This is a genomic window from Bradyrhizobium sp. USDA 4461 (assembly GCF_054055655.1).
In genome coordinates this window covers 2666054-2682441 of sequence record NZ_JBSRXM010000001.1, presented here as the reverse complement: position 1 = coordinate 2682441, position 16388 = coordinate 2666054, and the positions used below count along the sequence as shown (strand labels likewise).

Below are 16388 nucleotides of genomic sequence, written 5' to 3'. Positions count from 1 at the left end.
GAAACGTTTGCGGCGCCGACATTCGCCGGCATCAAACGCGATCGCCTGCTGGTTGAAGCCGGCGGGATGGTTAAGCGCGGCTAAAACAAAGGCGGCGGAGTTTCCTCCGCCGCCTCGATACCAGTTGTCTGTTGCGGCTACGCTTAGCGGAGCAGCTGCAGAACGCTCTGCTGCGACTGGTTGGCCAGCGCCAGCGCGGACACCGCGATCGACTGGCGGGTCGACAGCGCCTGGCTGTTGGCCGCTTCCTCGTTGGTGTCGGCCAGCGTCAGGTTCGACGAGCCGGTCTGCAGCACGTTGATCAGGTTCTTCGAGAAGTCCTGGCGGATCTGCACGATCGACAGGTTCGAACCGAGGGTCGAAGCCTGGGTGCGCAGCAGGCCGCTGGCGTTGTTCAGCGTCTTCAGCGTGGCATTGGCCGAGGCGTTGTCGATGAAGTCCGTGCCGGCCACCAGCTTGGTGAGGTTGAGGCCGGAGGCGTCGAAGGTCACGCCCTGGATCTTCAGCGTCGAGGAGCCCGTCTCGTTGAAGGTCAGCTTGAGCTGGTCGCCATTGAGCAGGTTGATGCCGTTGTACGACGCGTCCTGGGCAGTCGTGGTGATCTGATCCAGGATGTTGTTGTACTGGTTGACCAGGTTGGCGCGGTTGGCGAGCCCGTTCGGATCCTGCACCGGGGCGCTGCCCGCGAGGCCGTTGAACAGCTTGCCGGAGGCCGCTGCCGTGCCACCGATCGTGCCGATGGTCGCGGAGGCAGCATCGTTGGTGGTGCTGATGGTGAGCGCACCGCTGGCGCTGAGCGACGCCTGCAGGTTGTTGGCCGACAGGGCGTTGTTCAGGTCGTTGAGCGACTTCACCTGGCCCGCACCGCTGCCGAATGTGATGTTGGTGGCGGTGCCGTTACCGGTCGCACCGATCGTCAGCGTCAGGCCGTTGAGCGGCGACGGCGTTGCGACGGTGCGTGCCGTGGTTCCGGCGGTAAGACCGAAGGCAGCCAGTCCCGCGCCGGAGATGTTGAGATCCTGGTTGATGCCGGTGCTGATCTGGAGCGCGCCAGCCGACACGGTGGAGGCGGTGGTCGCACCGGTGATGCCGTCGATCGCGGTGAGCAGGTCGCCGACCGTCAGGGTGCTGCCCGCGCCGGTGCCGAGGGTCACGTTGCCGGCCGAGTCGGTCGTCGACGTGGTCTGCGAGGTCGAGAACGAGATCGTCTTGCCGTTGACGTTGATCACACCGGTCGGGGTCGCCGCCAGGGTATCGGAGTTGGTCGCACTCACGAGCTTGGTCGCAGCCGTGATCGGCGCGGGAGTCGTGAGATTGTTGTTGACGACCGAACCAGCGAGGGTGGCGCTGCTGTAGGTGGCGGTGCCGCGGATATCGTCGGTGGTGGCGCCGGTGATCACGGCGGTCGTCACCTGCGACTTCGCGGAATAGCCGACTGCAGCCTGCAGGGCCTGGTTGGCGACCGACTTGGCGCTGTCGACGAGCTTCTGCAGCGAGGTGATGCCGGTGTTGGCGGCCTGCAGCACCTGCACGCCGTTGCCGATGCCGTCCAGCAGGTTGTTGATGTCGCTGGCGCGGTTGTCGAGCGACTGCGCCGTGAAGAAGTTGGTCGGATTGTCGAGAGCGGTGTTGACCTTCTTGCCGGTGGACAAGCGGTTCTGCGTGGTGGCGAGCAGATCGGCCGTCGACTGCAGCGAAAGCAGATTTTGACGAACCGATGCCGAGAGGACGATGCCGGACATACTGATACCCTTCTGGATGAACACGATTGACGCGACGCCGTAAATTTCGCACGGCGACCGCTGCCACACTGGTCCGTCCGCGCTACCCGTTCGTTAAAGGGCTGCTCCGTACAAATACCCAGAATGGCCTTGCCGGTAATTCTACGGTGTGACGATGTAGCGTTGCGCGGAGCGGCGCATATCCGCCGCCGGATCCGCCTCGCGACGACGAATTTGTCCTCGCATTTGCGTAACTTGCAGAATCCCGGCGCCGCCGATCGGACGCGTCGAATGCCGCAATCGCAATCATGTCGATGCGTGATCGGACACGCATAAGAGTTAATGAAAATCAACAAATGCGAGACAATGCCGCAACCCTATCGTCCGCGACGCCTGTCGATCGAATCGACGACTGCCGCAGAGGCCGATGCGACGCGGACCGTCTGCCTCCTAGCGGGTATAAGGTTCGCGCCACAACCTCTGAGGTTCGCACCACAACCCTTGTGCAATTAAACAGGCAAGCTATGGTCGCTGACCACGCGCCAAGAGTAGGTGATGCGAGACCATAGTGCTCCCGCCCTCGGCAGGAGCTCCAATGTCTGCGGTATCGTCCCCGCCCAATCGTCTGTTGCAAGCACTTCCCTCCGCGGAGTACGCGCAACTTCATCCCTTTCTCGAAACGGTCGACCTCACCAAGGAAGCGGTACTCGCCGAAGCCGGGGCACCGGTGCAGCGGGTCTACTTCCCGCATGGCGGCCTGGTCTCGATGATGGTCAATCTGTCCGACGGGCAATCTGTTGAGATTGCAACCATCGGTCGCGACGGCATCGTCGGCGCATCCGCCGCCCTGCATGACCGGCCGCTGCTCGCCGACGCGATCGTCGTGGTGCCGGGCACGGCCTCGATGCTGAGAGCGGAGGACTTCCGCGAGGCGGCAGATCACAGCGCGGATTTCCGGACCCTGGTCGCGCTCTACGAGCAGGCGCTGATGGCGCAGACGCAGCAATCGGTGGCATGCAACGTCTCGCATCCGGTGGAAGCACGGCTGTCACGCTGGCTGCTGCGTGCGCGCGATCTGTGCGGCAGCGAGGCATTGCGGTTGACCCAAGAGATGCTGGCCCAGATGATCGGCGTGCGGCGCAACGCGGTTTCGATCGTCGCGCATGGGTTCCAGCAGGCCGGCATCTTGCGCTACAGCCGCGGTCATATCGAAATCACCGATATCGACGGTCTGCGGAAGGCCGCGTGTGAGTGCTATGCGGCCGTCAAGGCGCACGCCGAACAATTGATCGGACCGGACGATTCCGGCCGCGGATAACGCCGCCTGCGGCGATTGGCATGTTCCTTATGGAACCAAGATATGTTTCCATTGGAACCGAGACGTGCCAGAATAAGTTGCAAGGACGTCCAGCTGCACGCATCAGCCCTGGTGACCAGAGACAAGCTTTGCCGGCAGGCAGGAGGTTGCTTTGGATAAGGTTCCGCGATCACCCAACGGATTCCTGTCGTCGCTCTCCGCGAACGATTTCGAGCTGATCCGGCCGCATCTGCGGACCACCGAGCTCGCCACCGATTCGGTGCTGGTCGAGGCCGACGAGTTGCTCCAGCTGACATATATGCCGCACAAGGGCGTGATCTCGCTGGTGGTCAAGCTCGGCCGAGGCGAGCGCGTCCAGGTCGCCATGGTCGGCCGCGACAGCATCTATGGTGCATTCGCGGGGCTTGGTGAGGCGCCCACGCTGAGCAGCGCCGTGGCCCTGGTGCCGGGCGTGACCTCCACGATCGAGGTCAAAGCCTTGCGGGCCGCCGCCGCGGCGAGTCCGACGTTGCGCGCGATGCTGATTCGGCATGGTCTCGCCGTCTATGCCCAAATCCAGCAGACCGCCGGGTGCAACGCCGTGCACACTGTGGAATCAAGATTGGCGCGATGCCTGCTGCAAACCCGCGATCTCTCCGGCAGCAACAAGATCGTCCTGACGCAGGAGATGATGGCGCAGATGATCGGCGCGCGCCGCAACAGCGTGTCGCTGGTCGCCCATACTTTGCAGCAGGCGAATTTCATCCACTACAGCCGCGGGCACATCGAGATCACCAACGCGGATGGCCTGAGCCGGACCGCGTGCGAATGCTACGCCACGGTCAAGGCGCAGTATGCGGGACTGCTGAGTTGCCAGGAGGTCGGCGGTTAGGGCCCGAACCGACGCCCGAGCCGTACTTCTACGGCGTGCGATTTTCACCGTCGGATAACGCTGAATCCCCACAGTCGCATGGACGCACGGGGGAGCCGATGTTCACTTACGAGACGACCGACCGGAAGGAAGCCCGGCGCTTCCGCATGGCCCAGTTCAACGGCCGAACCGCCACCGTCCGGTCGGCCGGCGCGACCGTCACCGGACGCGTCCGCGCGATTGTCGAAAGCAAGTCGGGCGCGACCGCCGCATGGGTGGTCACGATCGTTCCGGAGGAGCCGAAAGCGGCTGCCGCACCCGTGCGGCTCGCGCCGCGCCTGTGCTTCGCCGCCAAAGACGATTTTTGAAAACGGGTTCGGACGAAACCGGATTCACCGCTCAGGCGGAATGCAACAAAGCCTTGCGGACCAGATCCGCGGTGTTGCGCGCACCGAGCTTGCGCATGGCCTCGGCGCGATGGCTCTCGAAGGTGCGCGGGCTGATGTTCATCCGCAACGCGCCCTGCTTGTTGGAATAGCCATCGCTGATCAGGCTGAGCACCTCACGCTCGCGCTTGGTCAATGGTTTGCGGCCGGCTTCCGGCGCGAACATGACGTCCGGCGACCGTGAGCCTGCCGGCTTGTCGTCGCCCTGCGGCTTGAGGTCGGTAACCGGAACGACATTCGGATAGAGACTGGAAATCTGCTTCAGCATCGCAGACACCCGCTCGGTCTGCTCGAGCGCGTTCTCGATCACCTGGCGCAGATAGACGCCGTTGCCGGGCGCGTGCGCGAATTGCTGGCTGTGCTGTTTGAGCTCGTTCATATAGAGCAGCAGCGCCGTCACGGGCCCGTTGAACTGCCGGACGATCGCGGCACCGGCGTCCGGGCTCGGCTGGGGTCGCGGTGCAGCAGCCCCCTGGAGTTCGGCCGACTGGGTCTCGAGCGTCGCAGTTCCACCCGTCCATGTCGGGAGGCGCGCCTCGGCTCGATTGTCATGTTGCGTCATAAGTATGGTTTACCGAAGGTGAACTTGTGGCTGCGTTAACACGGGACTCCGTAGAACTACGGGTGACGCAACTGTGACCTCGGGCCCCGACCGGTCGAGGAGGCGCAGATTACCGCTGATTTGGCAACGAATCTCGCATATTTGAGTCGAATTACAGTATTCTTACGGGATGCAGGGCGCCGCCCGATTCCCGGGCGGCTTCACAGATCGACATTGACCATTATCGTTTGGCCGCCGCGTTCCAGCGCGGCCAGTGCGGCCGTGCTGTCGCCGCCCCGCGGACCGGAGGTCACGGGCGCCGGAGCCGCAGGAATTTCTGCAGGAACCGCCCCGAAAGAACGAACCTGAGCCACCAATACGCCATTCGCCGGGTCGTCATCGATCATCCCTCTGGGCATCGGGATGGCCTCGCCTTACCGCACGCTTGAGCGCGCGCATATGAGCCGGTTCACATCGGCCCAAGGCGGCAAGAGAGCAGCGAGTGACCCGCCGGGAGCAGCGGACGGCCATCCGCTCAGGTGAATGTCAATTTACAGCCCCGGCACGCGCCGCGATGATCGCCGCCTCTCGACCAACAACAAAGGGTGCGGCCATGAAGCGAGGGCGAAACGGGCGACACGGGTCCTGGATGGCGATTGCGGCGCTCGCCGCTGCACTGATGGCCGGCGCCGGTGCGCAGGCCGAGACGCCGCCGACCATCAACGCTGCACCGACACCTGACAACGCCGTCATGGTCACCATCTTCTTCAAGCACGATCAGTCACGCCCGCTCAGCGAACTCAACGCGCAGCTCGAACGGCAGGGCTTCTACAAAGCGTTCCCGCCCGACGGCGTCGAGGTCGTCAGCTGGTATGTGATGATGGGTGTCGGCCAGGTGGTGACGCTGCGGCTGCCGGCCTCGCGGCTGCGCGAGGTCAACCGTGTCATCGAGAACAGTGCCTGGGGTGCCTATCACACCGAATTCTATCCGACCTACGACTACAAGGCGGTCGGGATCGGCAATCACGACAAGGCGAAGCAGTAACCGATCGGATCAGGAGCTGCGACCGCACGCCGGCTCCGCCGAGAACCGGCTCACCATTGTGGATTCGATCCGCCGCCTAGGCGTGGGCGCGCGAGCGTTGGCTCAGCCGCTTGGCCAGGATCCGCAAATCCTCGGCACGCCCGCTGCACAGCAGACGCGTGAATTCGTCGGAATCGATGGAGGCAGGCGGGACGTCGGCCGAGCCGCGTGGGTCGCGGCGTAGCCAGGTCAATCGGAAGAGACGCTTGAGCATCTTCATGGTTGTTAGCCCCGATGAGCGTCACTGTTAAATCGCGGTAATGAAATTTGGTTCCGCTCCTTGTGGTCGGCCGGCGCAAAAATTGGTTCAGCGCAATCAGGCGAGCAGTGCCTTGCGCTTTTGCACCCGCGCAATGGAGCGTTGCACCGCGGCCCGATCCAGTGATCCGTCCTGCACTGCACCCGCGACTGCGGCGGCGATGCCGGCCATCTCCCGCTCCTGGTCGAGCAGATTATTGCCGATGCAGATCATGTCGAGGCCGGCGGCGATCGCCTGCAGGCTGGCCGCGCCTGTGCCGAGCGCCTTCTGCAAGCCCTGCATCTGCATGTCGTCGGTGATCAGCAGCGTCTCGGGCAGGCGGTGGCGAAGCCGGCCGATCCCGGCCGGCGACAACGTCATCGGATGCTGCGCGTCCCACTGGCGGACGATGGCGTGGCTGACCAGCACCGCGTCGCCATGGATCTGCGGCGCCAGCGCATAGAACAGCTCCTCCTGCTCCGGCCGCAGCGCATCGGAAATATCCATGAACTCCAGATGGGAATCGACGCACGCGCCGCCGATGCCGGGGTAATGCTTCAGGCAAAGGCCCACGCCCGCCTGCCGCGCCGCGGCGTCGACCAGGCGGGCGTGGGCCGCCACCTCGGCGATATCGGACGAATAGGACCGCTTGATCTTGCCGATGTTGGGATTGTCAGGGTTGAAATCGACGTCGATGACCGGCGCGAAATTGTAGCGGATGCCGAGCCGGCGCAGCTCACCATAGCTTGCGGCCAGGATGGCCTGCTTATCCGACGTGGCGAGCCGGTTGAAATCCTTCGCGCTCGGCAGCGGCTGAAAGCCCGGCCCCTCCTTGAGCCGGCGCACCAGGCCGCCCTCCTGGTCGATGAAGACCAGCGGCTGTGACGGCAGGCCTGCGATCTCGGCGCAGAGCGATTGCAGCTGCGCGGGCGAGGCGATGTTGTTGTCGTATTGCCGGGTCTGGCAGGAGTAATCGAACAGGATCACGCCACCGAGCCCGAACTGCGCGGCGAATTCGGTCAGCCAGGACGGAATGATCTTGCCGTGGAAGCCGAGGATGAAGAGTTCGCCGACGGACATGGCCGCTCCACTCCGACAGGCATGGAATCAGCCCGTACCGACGGAATAGCACGCCGCAGGGGGTCAAGAATATGACGCAGGCCGCGGGACCGCTGCGTTCGCCGTGCTCGCATCCCTATGTTAAGAGACGCCGGCACGCCAGATGGCGCATGCCACAACACAAGAAAGTTTCGGAAACCGCCCATGACCGCACCTTACGTCCCGCAAATGGCCCTTTACCGGCAATGGCTGAAGCAGACCCGCGGGCTCGAATTTGCGGATTTCGAGGCGATGCGGCGCTGGTCGGTCACCGATATCGACGGCTTCTGGCAGAGTGTCTGGGATTATTTCGACCTGCGCTCGCCGACGCCGCACACTGCGGTGCTGGCCGACCGCAAGATGCCGGGCGCGGTGTGGTTTCCCGGCGCTTCGGTGAATTATGCCCGCCAGGTCTTCCGCCATGTCGGGCCGGCGCATGCCGCCGGGCTGCCGGCGCTGATCGCGAGCGGCGAGGACGGCAAGCTCACGGAGACCAGCTGGCCCGAGCTCAAGCGCAAATCGGCGGCGCTGGCGTTGCATCTGAAGGCCAAGGGCGTCCGCGCCGGCGACCGGGTCGCGGCGTACCTGCCGAACATCCCGGAGACGATCATCGCCTTCCTCGCGACGGCGAGCTTGGGGGCGATCTGGAGCGTCTGCGCGCCCGACATGGCGGCGCCCGCGGTGATCGACCGCTTCAAGCAGATCGAGCCGAAGGTGCTGATCGCCTGCGACGCCGTGATCTATGCGGGCAGGCGCCATGATCGGCAGGGTGTGATCGCAGAGCTGCGGCGCGCGCTGCCGACCGTGCAGCATGTCATCCTGCACAGCGACGACGCTGTACCGTCGGAAACACGATTGTCGTCGATCCTCGCCGACCAGAGCGCGGAGATCGATGCCTTCGAGCCGGAATGGCTGCCGTTCGATCATCCGCTCTGGATCGTGTATTCCTCGGGCACCACGGGATTGCCGAAGCCGATCCTGCACAGCCATGGCGGCATCATCGTCGTGGCGCTGCCGCTGTCGACGCTGCACAACGACGTCGGCTGCAGCTACCATCCGAATTCGTTCGGCGAACGCTTCCACTGGTACTCGTCGACCGGCTGGATCATGTGGAATTGCCAGGCCAACGGCCTGCTCAACGGCACCACCTGCTGCATCTTCGACGGCAGCCCCGGCGGCACCAAAGACAAGCCGGACTGGACCACGCTGTGGCGCTTCGTCGCCGATGCCAAGGCGACCTTCTTCGGCGCCGGCGCGGCGTTCTTCGCCAATTGCACCAAGGCGGAGATCGATCTGGCCGCTGTCGGCGACCTCTCGGCCCTGCGCACGCTCGGCTCGACCGGCTCGCCGCTTTCAGCCGATACCCAAGCCTGGTTCAACGAACGCTTCGCCGCGCTTGCGCAGCGCAACGGCAACGCCGCGCAGGCCGAGATGTGGTGGGCCAATATTTCCGGCGGCACCGATTTCGCCGGCGCCTTCATCGGCGGCAATCGCGAATTGCCGCAGACGCCGGGCATCATGCAATGCCGCCTGCTCGGCTGCGCGGTGGACGCGTTCGACGAGCAGGGCCGCGCCGTGATCGACGAGGTCGGCGAGCTGGTCTGCACCGAGCCGCTGCCCTCGATGCCGCTGCGGTTCTGGAACGATCCCGACAATGCGCGCTATCTGTCGAGCTATTTCGAAACCTACCCCGACAATTTCGACGGCTCAGGCCGCGGCCCGGTGTGGCGGCACGGCGACTGGCTGAAAATCAATCCCGACGGCTCCTGCGTGATCTACGGTCGCAGCGATGCCACCATCAACCGCCATGGCTTGCGGATGGGCACCAGCGAGCTCTATTCGGCGATCGAAGCGCTGCCGGAGGTGCTGGATTCGCTGGTCGTCGACCTCGAATATCTCGGCCGCGACAGCTACATGCCGCTGTTCGTGGTGCTGCGCGACGGCGTTGCGCTGGATGCCGCGATGAAGGCGAAGATCAACAAGGCGGTGGAAGCCGGGCTGTCGCGCCGCTTCCTGCCCAACGACATCTTCGCGGTGGCGGAAATTCCGCGCACGCTGTCCGGCAAGAAGCAGGAGCTGCCGGTCAAGAAACTCCTGCTCGGCCATGCGATCGAAAAGGTGATCAACCGCGACGCGATGGCCAATCCCGGATGCCTCGACTGGTATCTCGACTTCGCAAAGACCTATCTCAGCAAGCGGGCCGGCGCGGCGTAACGCCGGCACAGGCCAAATGTGTTCAGGATCTAACGACATGCCATCACCCAGCTACATCGACCCGCTCAACGGTAAGCTCTACCCGCTGGACGTGCCGCGCTGGTGCTCCGACGAGGGCAAGCCGTTGCTCGTCACGCCGCTGCCGGGCATTTCCCGCGACGACGTCGAGCGCGGGACGCGGTCGCTGTGGCGTTACCGCGCGGCGCTGCCGGTCGAGATCAGGCAGCCGATCACGATGGGCGAAGGCTGCACCCCGGCGGTCGAGAAGCAATGGGACGATCTGCGGCCGCATTTCAAGCTCGAATGGTTCAATCCGACCGCGAGCTTCAAGGATCGCGGCACCACGGTGATGCTGTCCTTGCTGCGCCAGCTCGGCGTCGACGCGGTGCTGGAAGACTCGTCCGGCAATGGCGGCGCGTCCGTGTCGGCCTATGGCGCCGCCGGCGGCATGCGGGTCAAGATCCTGGCGCCCGCCACGACGTCGCCGATGAAGGTCGCGCAGATGCACGCCTTCGGCGCCGAGGTGCAGCTGGTCGAAGGCCCGCGCGAGGAATCCGAGGCTGAAGCGATCCGGCAGTCGAAGCAGATCTTCTACTCCAGCCACAACTGGCAGCCGTTCTTCCTGCAAGGCACCAAGTCGCTGGCCTACGAGATCTGGGAAGATTTTGGCTTCACCGCGCCCGACAATGTCGTCATGCCGGTCGGCGCCGGCAGCAGCCTGCTCGGCTGCTATATCGGCTTCAAGGAATTGCTGGCGGCCGGACAGATCAAAAAGCTGCCGCGTCTGTTCGGGGCGCAGCCGCTCAACTGCTCGCCGGTCGATGCCAGCTTTGCCGCCGGCGTCGACACGCCGGTCGATCGCGCGGTCCACAAAACCATCGCCGAGGGCACCGCGATCAGGCATCCGCTGCGGCTGAAGCAGATGATCGCGGCGCTTACGGAGAGCGGCGGCGGCACCGTCGCCATACCCGAAGACGGCATCGTCGCCGCGTTGAAGCGGCTGGCCTTGACCGGCCTGTTCGTCGAGCCGACCTCGGCCACGGCGGCGGCCGCACTCGACATCCTGAAGGCGCGCGGTGCGATCCGGCCCGCGGAGCGCACCGTCGTCATCATCAGCGGCACCGGGATCAAGGCCGCCGGGTTGATCACGGAGCTGTTGGGCAGCTAGTCAGCCTGCAATCCTGCAACGACTGCGCGCGCCGGCGTGGCGTGCGCCCGCCCGATATTGTCGAGGAACTGCCGCACGCTTTCCTGCCAGGTAAATGTGAGCGCGTGGGCGCGGCATTTCTCGCGCGGCACATGCAGCGCGCCAAGCGCGGCGCGGCGTAGATCGTGATCGAGACACCCGCAGCCCGATTGACCGATCACGTCGAGCGGCCCCATCGCCGGATAGGCCGCAACCGGCACGCCGCTGGCCAGCGCCTCCAGGATCACCATGCCGAACGTATCGGTCAGGCTCGGAAAAACCATGACGTCGGCCGACGCATAGGCATCGGCGAGCGCCCGGCCGGTCCGCGTGCCGAGGAAGTGCGCGTGCGGAAACCGAGCTTGCAGGCTGCAGCGCAGCGGCCCATCTCCGACCACGACTTTCGAGCCAGGCAAATCGAGACCGAGAAACGCATCGAGGTTCTTCTCGACCGCGACGCGGCCGACATAGAGGAACACCGGCGCCGGGAAAGCCAGCGGCCGTTCCGCGCGGGGGCAGAACAGCTCGGCATCGACGCCGCGCGACCACGGCATCAGCTTGCGGAAGCCATGCGCCTTCAGCGCCTGCTCGAGCGACGGCGAGCCGACCATGACGCCGTCGCCGCCATTGTGGAAACGCCGCAACGCCGCGTAGCTCCACCGCAGCGGCACCGGCAGCCGTGCCGCGAGATATTCGGGAAAGCGGGTGTGATAGCTGGTGGTGAACGGATAGCCCCGCGTGCGGCAGACATGACGGGCGATCCAGCCGATCGGGCCTTCGGTCGCGATGTGCACCGAGTCCGGACGCGCGGCCGCGATCGCGCGCGCGATGCGCCCGATCGACGGCAACGCCAGCCGGATCTCCGGATAGCCGAGCATCGGCACGGTGCGGAAATCGGCCGGCGTGAGGAAGCTGATCTCGGCGCCGAGCGATGGCGCTTCGCTGGCAAGATATTCCAGCGAACGCACCACGCCATTGATCTGCGGATGCCAGGCGTCGGTCGCCACCAGCACGCGCATCAGGCGATCGCCTCCGATGCCGCGGCGACACGTTGACGCGCGTGCGAGCCTGGCTGCAAGCGAAACGGCAGCATCCTCATGCGCCCTCCTCCACCGGCAAGCGCGAGGGTAGCGCGAGCGGCTCCGCGAGAGGCCGCGGCGCGCGCGAGCGCCTGTAGAGGCGGAATCCGAATAACAGCCCGACCTCCACGGCGATCAGGACGACGACGACCCAGAAGCCGAGGCTGACCGGATCATGGCCGCTGCCGCGCAGCGCATAGCCCAGAGTGAGGAACGGCATGTTCCAGACCACCGTACCGATCGCCGTCGCCAGCACGAAGGCGCGCGGTTCCAGCCGCAGCACGCCGGCGGGCAGCGCCAGATAGATCCGGACGGTGGGCAGGGTCTGACCAATCAGCGTCACCCAGAAATGATTGCCGCGATAGGCGTCGGTGAGCTGCCGGTAGAGCGACGGCCGCAACAGCACGAATTTGCCAAAGCGTGTCACCAAGCCATCGATGCGCCGCGAGCCGAGCGTGCGGCCGAGCCCGTACCAGCCGATCGCGCCGACGACGGATCCGACGCTGGTCGCCAGGATCGTCATCGCGAGCGTCGTGCCGTCGGAGACGGTCAGCCCGAGCAGCATCAGCAGCACATAGGACGGCAACAGCGGAATGAACTTCTCGGCGATGGCGAGGCAGCCGACGCCCACCAGGCCAAAATGCAGGAACATCGCGATCGTGCTCGACGTGTCCATCGCGACCTCGATCAGGCGTGGGGGTGGCGGCGGCTGATCCGATAGACGGACGCCGGCGGCAGGTTGCGGAACGTCTGCCCGATGCAGCTCGCTTGCAGATCGAGGCGATCCAGGATCGCATCGGCGACCGGACAGCGCGGACCATAGGTGATCTGGTAGAACGCCCCGTCGGAGCGGAGATAGCCGAAGGCGCCATCGAGGATCGCCGTGACCTTTTCGGGCGGCATGATGAGAAGCCCGAGGCCGCTCACGACCGCACCGACCGGCGCTCCCTCGAACAGCCTCTCCCGCTTCAGCCACGCCGCATCCATCCAGAGCACCCGCGCACCGGGAAAGCGGCGCTGCAGCAGCGGGATGAATTCGGAGCCGTACTCGACCAGCGTCAGGTCCCGCTGCCTCACGCCACGGCGAAGCAAGGCTTGGGTAAAGACGCCCGTGCCGGGACCGAGCTCGATCACCGGACCGGTGTCAGCCGTGATCTCCTGCGCCATCAGCGACGCGACCGCCGGCCCGGACGGCGCGACCGCGGCAACACGCCGCGGATTGCGCATCCAGGCGCGGAAGAACGGCAGGATGTCAGCGGCCGACATGCTGAGGCTCCCGCGTGTTGAGCGCGATGCCGGTCGCGCGGCAGAGGTCGGTTGGCAAAATCATTTCAGGTGTCTTTCGCATTGCAGATGCCGGTAGCGCCGCCTCCGTCTCATGCGAAGCTTGCGTCAACCTGTCGCGAATCTGCGCACCCGAAAAATTTCGGTCGGCGACGCATTTGAGCTGACAAACACGCAAGGTTGCCGCAATGAACGAGACATAAAGCCGGCAGATCGATTGCCGAGGCGATGCAGGAATAGAGACGAATGCGGGTGCTGTTGGTGGAGGACCAGCCGGACATGGTCGCGGCGCTGCGTGCGGCCCTCGCGCGCCACGACATGCTGGTCGATCATGCGCCGGATCTCCTGGAAGCCGAGGCGATTGCCGCGGCGGGAAGCTACGACGCGATCGTGCTCGACCGGCAATTGCCCGACGGCGACGGGCTGACGCTGATCCCGAAATTGCGCGCGAGCGGCAACGCCGTGCCGGTGCTGGTGCTGACCGCCCGCGGCGAGCTCGCCGACCGCATCTCGGGCCTCGACAGCGGCGCCGACGATTATCTCGGCAAACCATTTGCGTTCGAGGAGCTGTTGGCGCGGTTGCGGGCGTTGCTGCGCCGGCCCGCCAATGTGCAGCAGCACGCCGTGCGGATCGGCCGCCTGTCGTTCGACTTCACCCATCGCGAGGCCAGCGTCGATGGCCGTGCCCTGGAGATGCCGCGCCGCGAGCGGCTGGTGCTCGAGGCGCTGATGCATCGGATGGGGCGGATGGTGCAGCGCTCCGCGCTGATGGAGGCGGTCTACGGCCTCGACGATGACGTGCAGCCCAACGCGCTGGACAGCCATGTGTCGCGTCTGCGCCGCAGGCTTGCCGAGGCCGACGCCGGCGTCACGATCAACGGCGTTCGCGGCCTCGGCTATGTGCTGCGGGAGACACCGTGAGCGTGCTGCGGCCGCGATCGCTCACCTGGCGCCTGGTCGGGCGCCTGGCGGGCCTGCAGGCGATCGCGTTGACCCTCCTGATTCTGCTGATCGGCGCCGCCGCGATCGGCCTGCTGCGCGCCGGGCTTTTGATCGGCGAGTACGAAGGCAGCACGCTCGATACGCTGCGCGACGCCGTGATGCGCGATGAATCCGGCGGCGTGATGCTGCGCCAGACGCCGGAACTGGCCGCATTGCGCGCCGAGCACGCCGACCTCTGGTTCATCGTCCGCGATGCCGAAGGACGCCAGATCTCCGAAGGCGCGGTGCCGGCGCAGTTCGCGCCGATCGCCTCAGCGCTCGATCATGTCAGCGAGGCGCGGCTCAAATGGAACGCGGCGGAGGCGATGCGGCCCGCGGCTCTCGTCAAATGGGTCGACACATCGGCCGGACGGATCCAGATCCTGACCGGCACGTACGGCCAGCTTTCGATGTGGCGCGCGCTGGAGAGCACGCCGCTGCTGTTCCTCAACATGATCCTGCCGATCGTCGTGCTGATGACGCTGGCGACGCTGGTCGCAACTCCGTTCGTGGTGCGGCGGGCCATGACCGGCCTCGCCCAGGTCGCGGCGCAGGCCGAGCGCATCGACATCGACCAGCGCGGCGTGCAACTGCCGCTCGACAACGTCCCGGTCGAGATCACGCCGCTGGTCAAGGCGATCAATGCCGCGCTCGACCGGCTCGACCGGGGTTACGAGCGTCATCGCCGCTTCCTGGCCGACGCCGCGCACGAGCTGCGCACGCCGATCGCGATCCTCTCGACACGCGTCGCTTCATTGCAAGCCGGTCCGGAGAAGACCCATCTGCTCGAAGACGCCACAAGGCTGAGCGTGATGGCCGGTCAGCTATTGGACCTGCAACGGCTCGACCAGCGCACCGACACGTTCGGCCCGGTCAATCTCGTCGGCGTCGCGCGGCAGGTCGTGCTCGACATCGCACCGCTCGCTTTCGCGGCGGGATATGACATGTCCTTTGAGCAGGACGACGACGCGGTCGTGGTGACCGGCGACCAGACCGCGCTTGAGCGCGCCCTCACCAATCTCGTGCAGAATGCCATCGACCACGGGCAGCGCCGCGGCACGATCCTGGTTCGGGTGACGACAGCCGCGCGGATCGAGGTCTGCGACGACGGCGACGGTGTCCCGCCCGACGCGCGCGAGCAGATCCTGGAGCCGTTCCGCCGGCTGCATCCGGGTGGACGCGGCGCCGGCCTGGGCCTCGATCTGGTGCAGACCATCATGCGCCTGCACGGCGGCCGCATCGAGGTCGATCAGGCGCCGTCCGGCGGCGCCTGCATGCGCCTGGTATTCCCCGAGCTGCGGGGTTGAGCTCATACGGCCGGCGGGTTCAGGCGCGCGAAGCCCTCCTGGATGCGATAGGGGTAATATGGATAGGCCGGCATCATCGCGCTCGCTTTGTCGAGACGCGCGATCTGGTCCGGCGAGAGCGACCATCCGACCGCGCCGAGATTGTCGCGCAGCTGCGCCTCATCGCGCGCACCGATGATGACGGATGAAACGCTGGGGCGCGTGAGCAGCCAGCGAAGCGCGACCTGCGGCACGCTGCGGCCGGTCTCGGCGGCGACCATGTCCAGCGCATCCACGATCGCGTAGAGCTTCTCGTCGTCGACCGCCGGCCCGAACTGCGCCGTCTCATGCAAACGGCTGTTCGCCGGCAATGGCTTGCCGCGCCGGATCCTGCCGGTGAGCCGGCCCCAGCCGAGCGGGCTCCAGACCAGCGCGCCGACGCCCTGATCGAGCGCGAGCGGCATCAGCTCGGATTCATAGTCGCGGCCGACCAGCGAATAATAGACCTGGTGCGCCACATAGCGCGGCCAGCCGTGCCGCTCGGCGATGGCGAGCGATTTCATCAAATGCCAACCGGAGAAATTCGAGGCGCCGACATAACGCAGCTTGCCGGCGCGCACCAGCGTATCGAGCGTCGACAGCACCTCGTCGACCGGCGTGAAGGCGTCGAAGGCATGCAGCTGCAGCAGGTCGATATAGTCGGTACCAAGCCGGCGCAGCGCAGCGTCGACCGCCGCGACCAGGCGATATCGCGACGTGCCGGCATCGAGCGGGCCGTCGCCCATCGGCAGGCCGGTCTTGGTCGAGATCAAAACCTTGTCGCGGCGGCCCTTGATCGCGGCACCGAGGATTTCTTCCGACGCGCCGTTCGAATAGACATCAGCGGTGTCGAACAGATTGACGCCGGCCTCGAGACAGATGTCGATCAGCCGCCGCGCCTCGCTGGCGTCGCTGCGGCCCCAGGCCGAGAACAACGGTCCCTGGCCGCCGAAGGTGCCGGTGCCGAAGCTAAGCACCGGTACTTTGAGGCCGGAGGTGCCGAGATTGCGGTATTCCATGGTC

Annotated in this window: 17 protein-coding genes; 8 read left to right on the top strand and 9 right to left on the bottom strand. The window is 65.7% G+C overall.

Annotation, left to right across the window (positions count from 1 at the left end; genetic code table 11):
- Window positions 1–143: 143 nt before the first annotated feature.
- Complete coding sequence (locus ACVINW_RS12545; RefSeq protein WP_456751574.1) at window positions 144–1742, bottom strand: flagellin N-terminal helical domain-containing protein; 1599 nt, start codon at window positions 1740–1742, stop codon at window positions 144–146.
- 607 nt (window positions 1743–2349) lie between these two features.
- Here ACVINW_RS12545 and ACVINW_RS12540 point away from each other — a divergent pair.
- The 3 genes from ACVINW_RS12540 to ACVINW_RS12530 all read left to right on the top strand — a co-directional run bounded on the left by ACVINW_RS12540 (window position 2350) and on the right by ACVINW_RS12530 (window position 4257).
- Window positions 2350–3039 carry a Crp/Fnr family transcriptional regulator gene (locus tag ACVINW_RS12540; protein ID WP_456756381.1) on the top strand — a complete coding sequence of 230 codons (690 nt, stop codon included), beginning with the start codon at window positions 2350–2352 and terminating at the stop codon, window positions 3037–3039.
- Between the two features lie 151 nt (window positions 3040–3190).
- Complete coding sequence (locus ACVINW_RS12535) at window positions 3191–3910, top strand: Crp/Fnr family transcriptional regulator (protein WP_456751573.1); 720 nt, start codon at window positions 3191–3193, stop codon at window positions 3908–3910.
- Between the two features lie 98 nt (window positions 3911–4008).
- Window positions 4009–4257, top strand: a complete 249-nt coding sequence (locus ACVINW_RS12530) for a hypothetical protein (protein ID WP_456751572.1) — start codon at window positions 4009–4011, stop codon at window positions 4255–4257.
- Window positions 4258–4288: 31 nt separating this feature from the next.
- Here ACVINW_RS12530 and ACVINW_RS12525 read toward each other — a convergent pair whose 3' ends face one another.
- Window positions 4289–4897: a response regulator transcription factor gene (locus ACVINW_RS12525; protein ID WP_456751571.1), complete on the bottom strand. Its 609-nt coding sequence runs from the start codon at window positions 4895–4897 to the stop codon at window positions 4289–4291.
- A gap of 200 nt (window positions 4898–5097) precedes the next feature.
- Entirely contained in the window at window positions 5098–5283 is a 186-nt protein-coding gene (locus ACVINW_RS12520) for a hypothetical protein (protein ID WP_456751570.1), read from the bottom strand.
- A 242-nt stretch (window positions 5284–5525) separates the two neighbouring features.
- Between ACVINW_RS12520 and ACVINW_RS12515 the strand changes: the two genes are divergently transcribed.
- Window positions 5526–5921, top strand: a complete 396-nt coding sequence (locus ACVINW_RS12515; RefSeq protein ID WP_456751569.1) for a hypothetical protein — start codon at window positions 5526–5528, stop codon at window positions 5919–5921.
- Window positions 5922–5997: 76 nt separating this feature from the next.
- On the opposite strand, the gene ACVINW_RS12510 is transcribed toward ACVINW_RS12515, so the two are convergent.
- Window positions 5998–6180 (bottom strand): hypothetical protein, encoded by a 183-nt coding sequence (locus ACVINW_RS12510; protein WP_456751568.1) that lies wholly within the window; start codon window positions 6178–6180, stop codon window positions 5998–6000.
- A 96-nt stretch (window positions 6181–6276) separates the two neighbouring features.
- Complete coding sequence (locus ACVINW_RS12505) at window positions 6277–7278, bottom strand: glycoside hydrolase family 3 N-terminal domain-containing protein (RefSeq protein WP_456751567.1); 1002 nt, start codon at window positions 7276–7278, stop codon at window positions 6277–6279.
- A 117-nt stretch (window positions 7279–7395) separates the two neighbouring features.
- Here ACVINW_RS12505 and ACVINW_RS12500 point away from each other — a divergent pair, with 117 nt between their 5' ends.
- Window positions 7396–9510: an acetoacetate--CoA ligase gene (locus ACVINW_RS12500; RefSeq protein WP_456751566.1), complete on the top strand. Its 2115-nt coding sequence runs from the start codon at window positions 7396–7398 to the stop codon at window positions 9508–9510.
- 37 nt (window positions 9511–9547) lie between these two features.
- Window positions 9548–10678, top strand: a complete 1131-nt coding sequence (locus ACVINW_RS12495; RefSeq protein ID WP_456751565.1) for a threonine synthase — start codon at window positions 9548–9550, stop codon at window positions 10676–10678.
- Here ACVINW_RS12495 and ACVINW_RS12490 read toward each other — a convergent pair.
- The 3 genes from ACVINW_RS12490 to ACVINW_RS12480 form a co-directional block, all read right to left on the bottom strand.
- Window positions 10675–11715, bottom strand: coding sequence for a glycosyltransferase family 4 protein (locus ACVINW_RS12490; protein ID WP_456751564.1), 1041 nt, complete (start codon window positions 11713–11715; stop codon window positions 10675–10677). The two genes, ACVINW_RS12495 and ACVINW_RS12490, sit on opposite strands and share 4 nt — an antisense overlap.
- Before the next feature lie 76 nt (window positions 11716–11791).
- Window positions 11792–12451, bottom strand: coding sequence for a DedA family protein (locus ACVINW_RS12485; RefSeq protein WP_456751563.1), 660 nt, complete (start codon window positions 12449–12451; stop codon window positions 11792–11794).
- An 11-nt stretch (window positions 12452–12462) separates the two neighbouring features.
- A complete protein-coding gene (locus ACVINW_RS12480) occupies window positions 12463–13041 on the bottom strand; it encodes a class I SAM-dependent methyltransferase (RefSeq protein ID WP_456751562.1) in 579 nt (192 codons plus the stop codon).
- A 264-nt stretch (window positions 13042–13305) separates the two neighbouring features.
- On the opposite strand from ACVINW_RS12480, the gene ACVINW_RS12475 reads away from it, so the two are divergent.
- Together ACVINW_RS12475 and ACVINW_RS12470 are read left to right on the top strand one after the other, a co-directional pair.
- Window positions 13306–13980 carry a response regulator transcription factor gene (locus ACVINW_RS12475; protein WP_456751561.1) on the top strand — a complete coding sequence of 225 codons (675 nt, stop codon included), beginning with the start codon at window positions 13306–13308 and terminating at the stop codon, window positions 13978–13980.
- Window positions 13981–13985: 5 nt separating this feature from the next.
- On the top strand, window positions 13986–15347 hold the full coding sequence (locus ACVINW_RS12470; protein ID WP_456756380.1) for a sensor histidine kinase: 1362 nt from the start codon (window positions 13986–13988) through the stop codon (window positions 15345–15347).
- 2 nt (window positions 15348–15349) lie between these two features.
- On the opposite strand, the gene ACVINW_RS12465 is transcribed toward ACVINW_RS12470, so the two are convergent.
- A complete protein-coding gene (locus tag ACVINW_RS12465; protein WP_456751560.1) occupies window positions 15350–16384 on the bottom strand; it encodes an aldo/keto reductase in 1035 nt (344 codons plus the stop codon).
- Between the last annotated feature and the right edge of the window lie 4 nt (window positions 16385–16388).

What these genes read in the sequence shown, in the direction of transcription:
- ACVINW_RS12505 (WP_456751567.1), bottom strand. Translation starts at nt 7,278, where the DNA reads ATGTCCGTCGGCGAACTCTTCATCCTCGGCTTCCACGGCAAGATCATT.
- ACVINW_RS12545 (WP_456751574.1), bottom strand. Translation starts at nt 1,742, where the DNA reads ATGTCCGGCATCGTCCTCTCGGCATCGGTTCGTCAAAATCTGCTTTCG.
- ACVINW_RS12525 (WP_456751571.1), bottom strand. Translation starts at nt 4,897, where the DNA reads ATGACGCAACATGACAATCGAGCCGAGGCGCGCCTCCCGACATGGACG.
- ACVINW_RS12490 (WP_456751564.1), bottom strand. Translation starts at nt 11,715, where the DNA reads ATGCGCGTGCTGGTGGCGACCGACGCCTGGCATCCGCAGATCAATGGC.
- ACVINW_RS12500 (WP_456751566.1), top strand. Translation starts at nt 7,396, where the DNA reads ATGTTAAGAGACGCCGGCACGCCAGATGGCGCATGCCACAACACAAGA.
- ACVINW_RS12515 (WP_456751569.1), top strand. Translation starts at nt 5,526, where the DNA reads ATGGCGATTGCGGCGCTCGCCGCTGCACTGATGGCCGGCGCCGGTGCG.
- ACVINW_RS12480 (WP_456751562.1), bottom strand. Translation starts at nt 13,041, where the DNA reads ATGTCGGCCGCTGACATCCTGCCGTTCTTCCGCGCCTGGATGCGCAAT.
- ACVINW_RS12530 (WP_456751572.1), top strand. Translation starts at nt 4,009, where the DNA reads ATGTTCACTTACGAGACGACCGACCGGAAGGAAGCCCGGCGCTTCCGC.
- ACVINW_RS12485 (WP_456751563.1), bottom strand. Translation starts at nt 12,451, where the DNA reads ATGGACACGTCGAGCACGATCGCGATGTTCCTGCATTTTGGCCTGGTG.
- ACVINW_RS12495 (WP_456751565.1), top strand. Translation starts at nt 9,548, where the DNA reads ATGCCATCACCCAGCTACATCGACCCGCTCAACGGTAAGCTCTACCCG.
- ACVINW_RS12510 (WP_456751568.1), bottom strand. Translation starts at nt 6,180, where the DNA reads ATGAAGATGCTCAAGCGTCTCTTCCGATTGACCTGGCTACGCCGCGAC.
- ACVINW_RS12465 (WP_456751560.1), bottom strand. Translation starts at nt 16,384, where the DNA reads ATGGAATACCGCAATCTCGGCACCTCCGGCCTCAAAGTACCGGTGCTT.
- ACVINW_RS12475 (WP_456751561.1), top strand. Translation starts at nt 13,306, where the DNA reads ATGCGGGTGCTGTTGGTGGAGGACCAGCCGGACATGGTCGCGGCGCTG.
- ACVINW_RS12520 (WP_456751570.1), bottom strand. Translation starts at nt 5,283, where the DNA reads ATGATCGATGACGACCCGGCGAATGGCGTATTGGTGGCTCAGGTTCGT.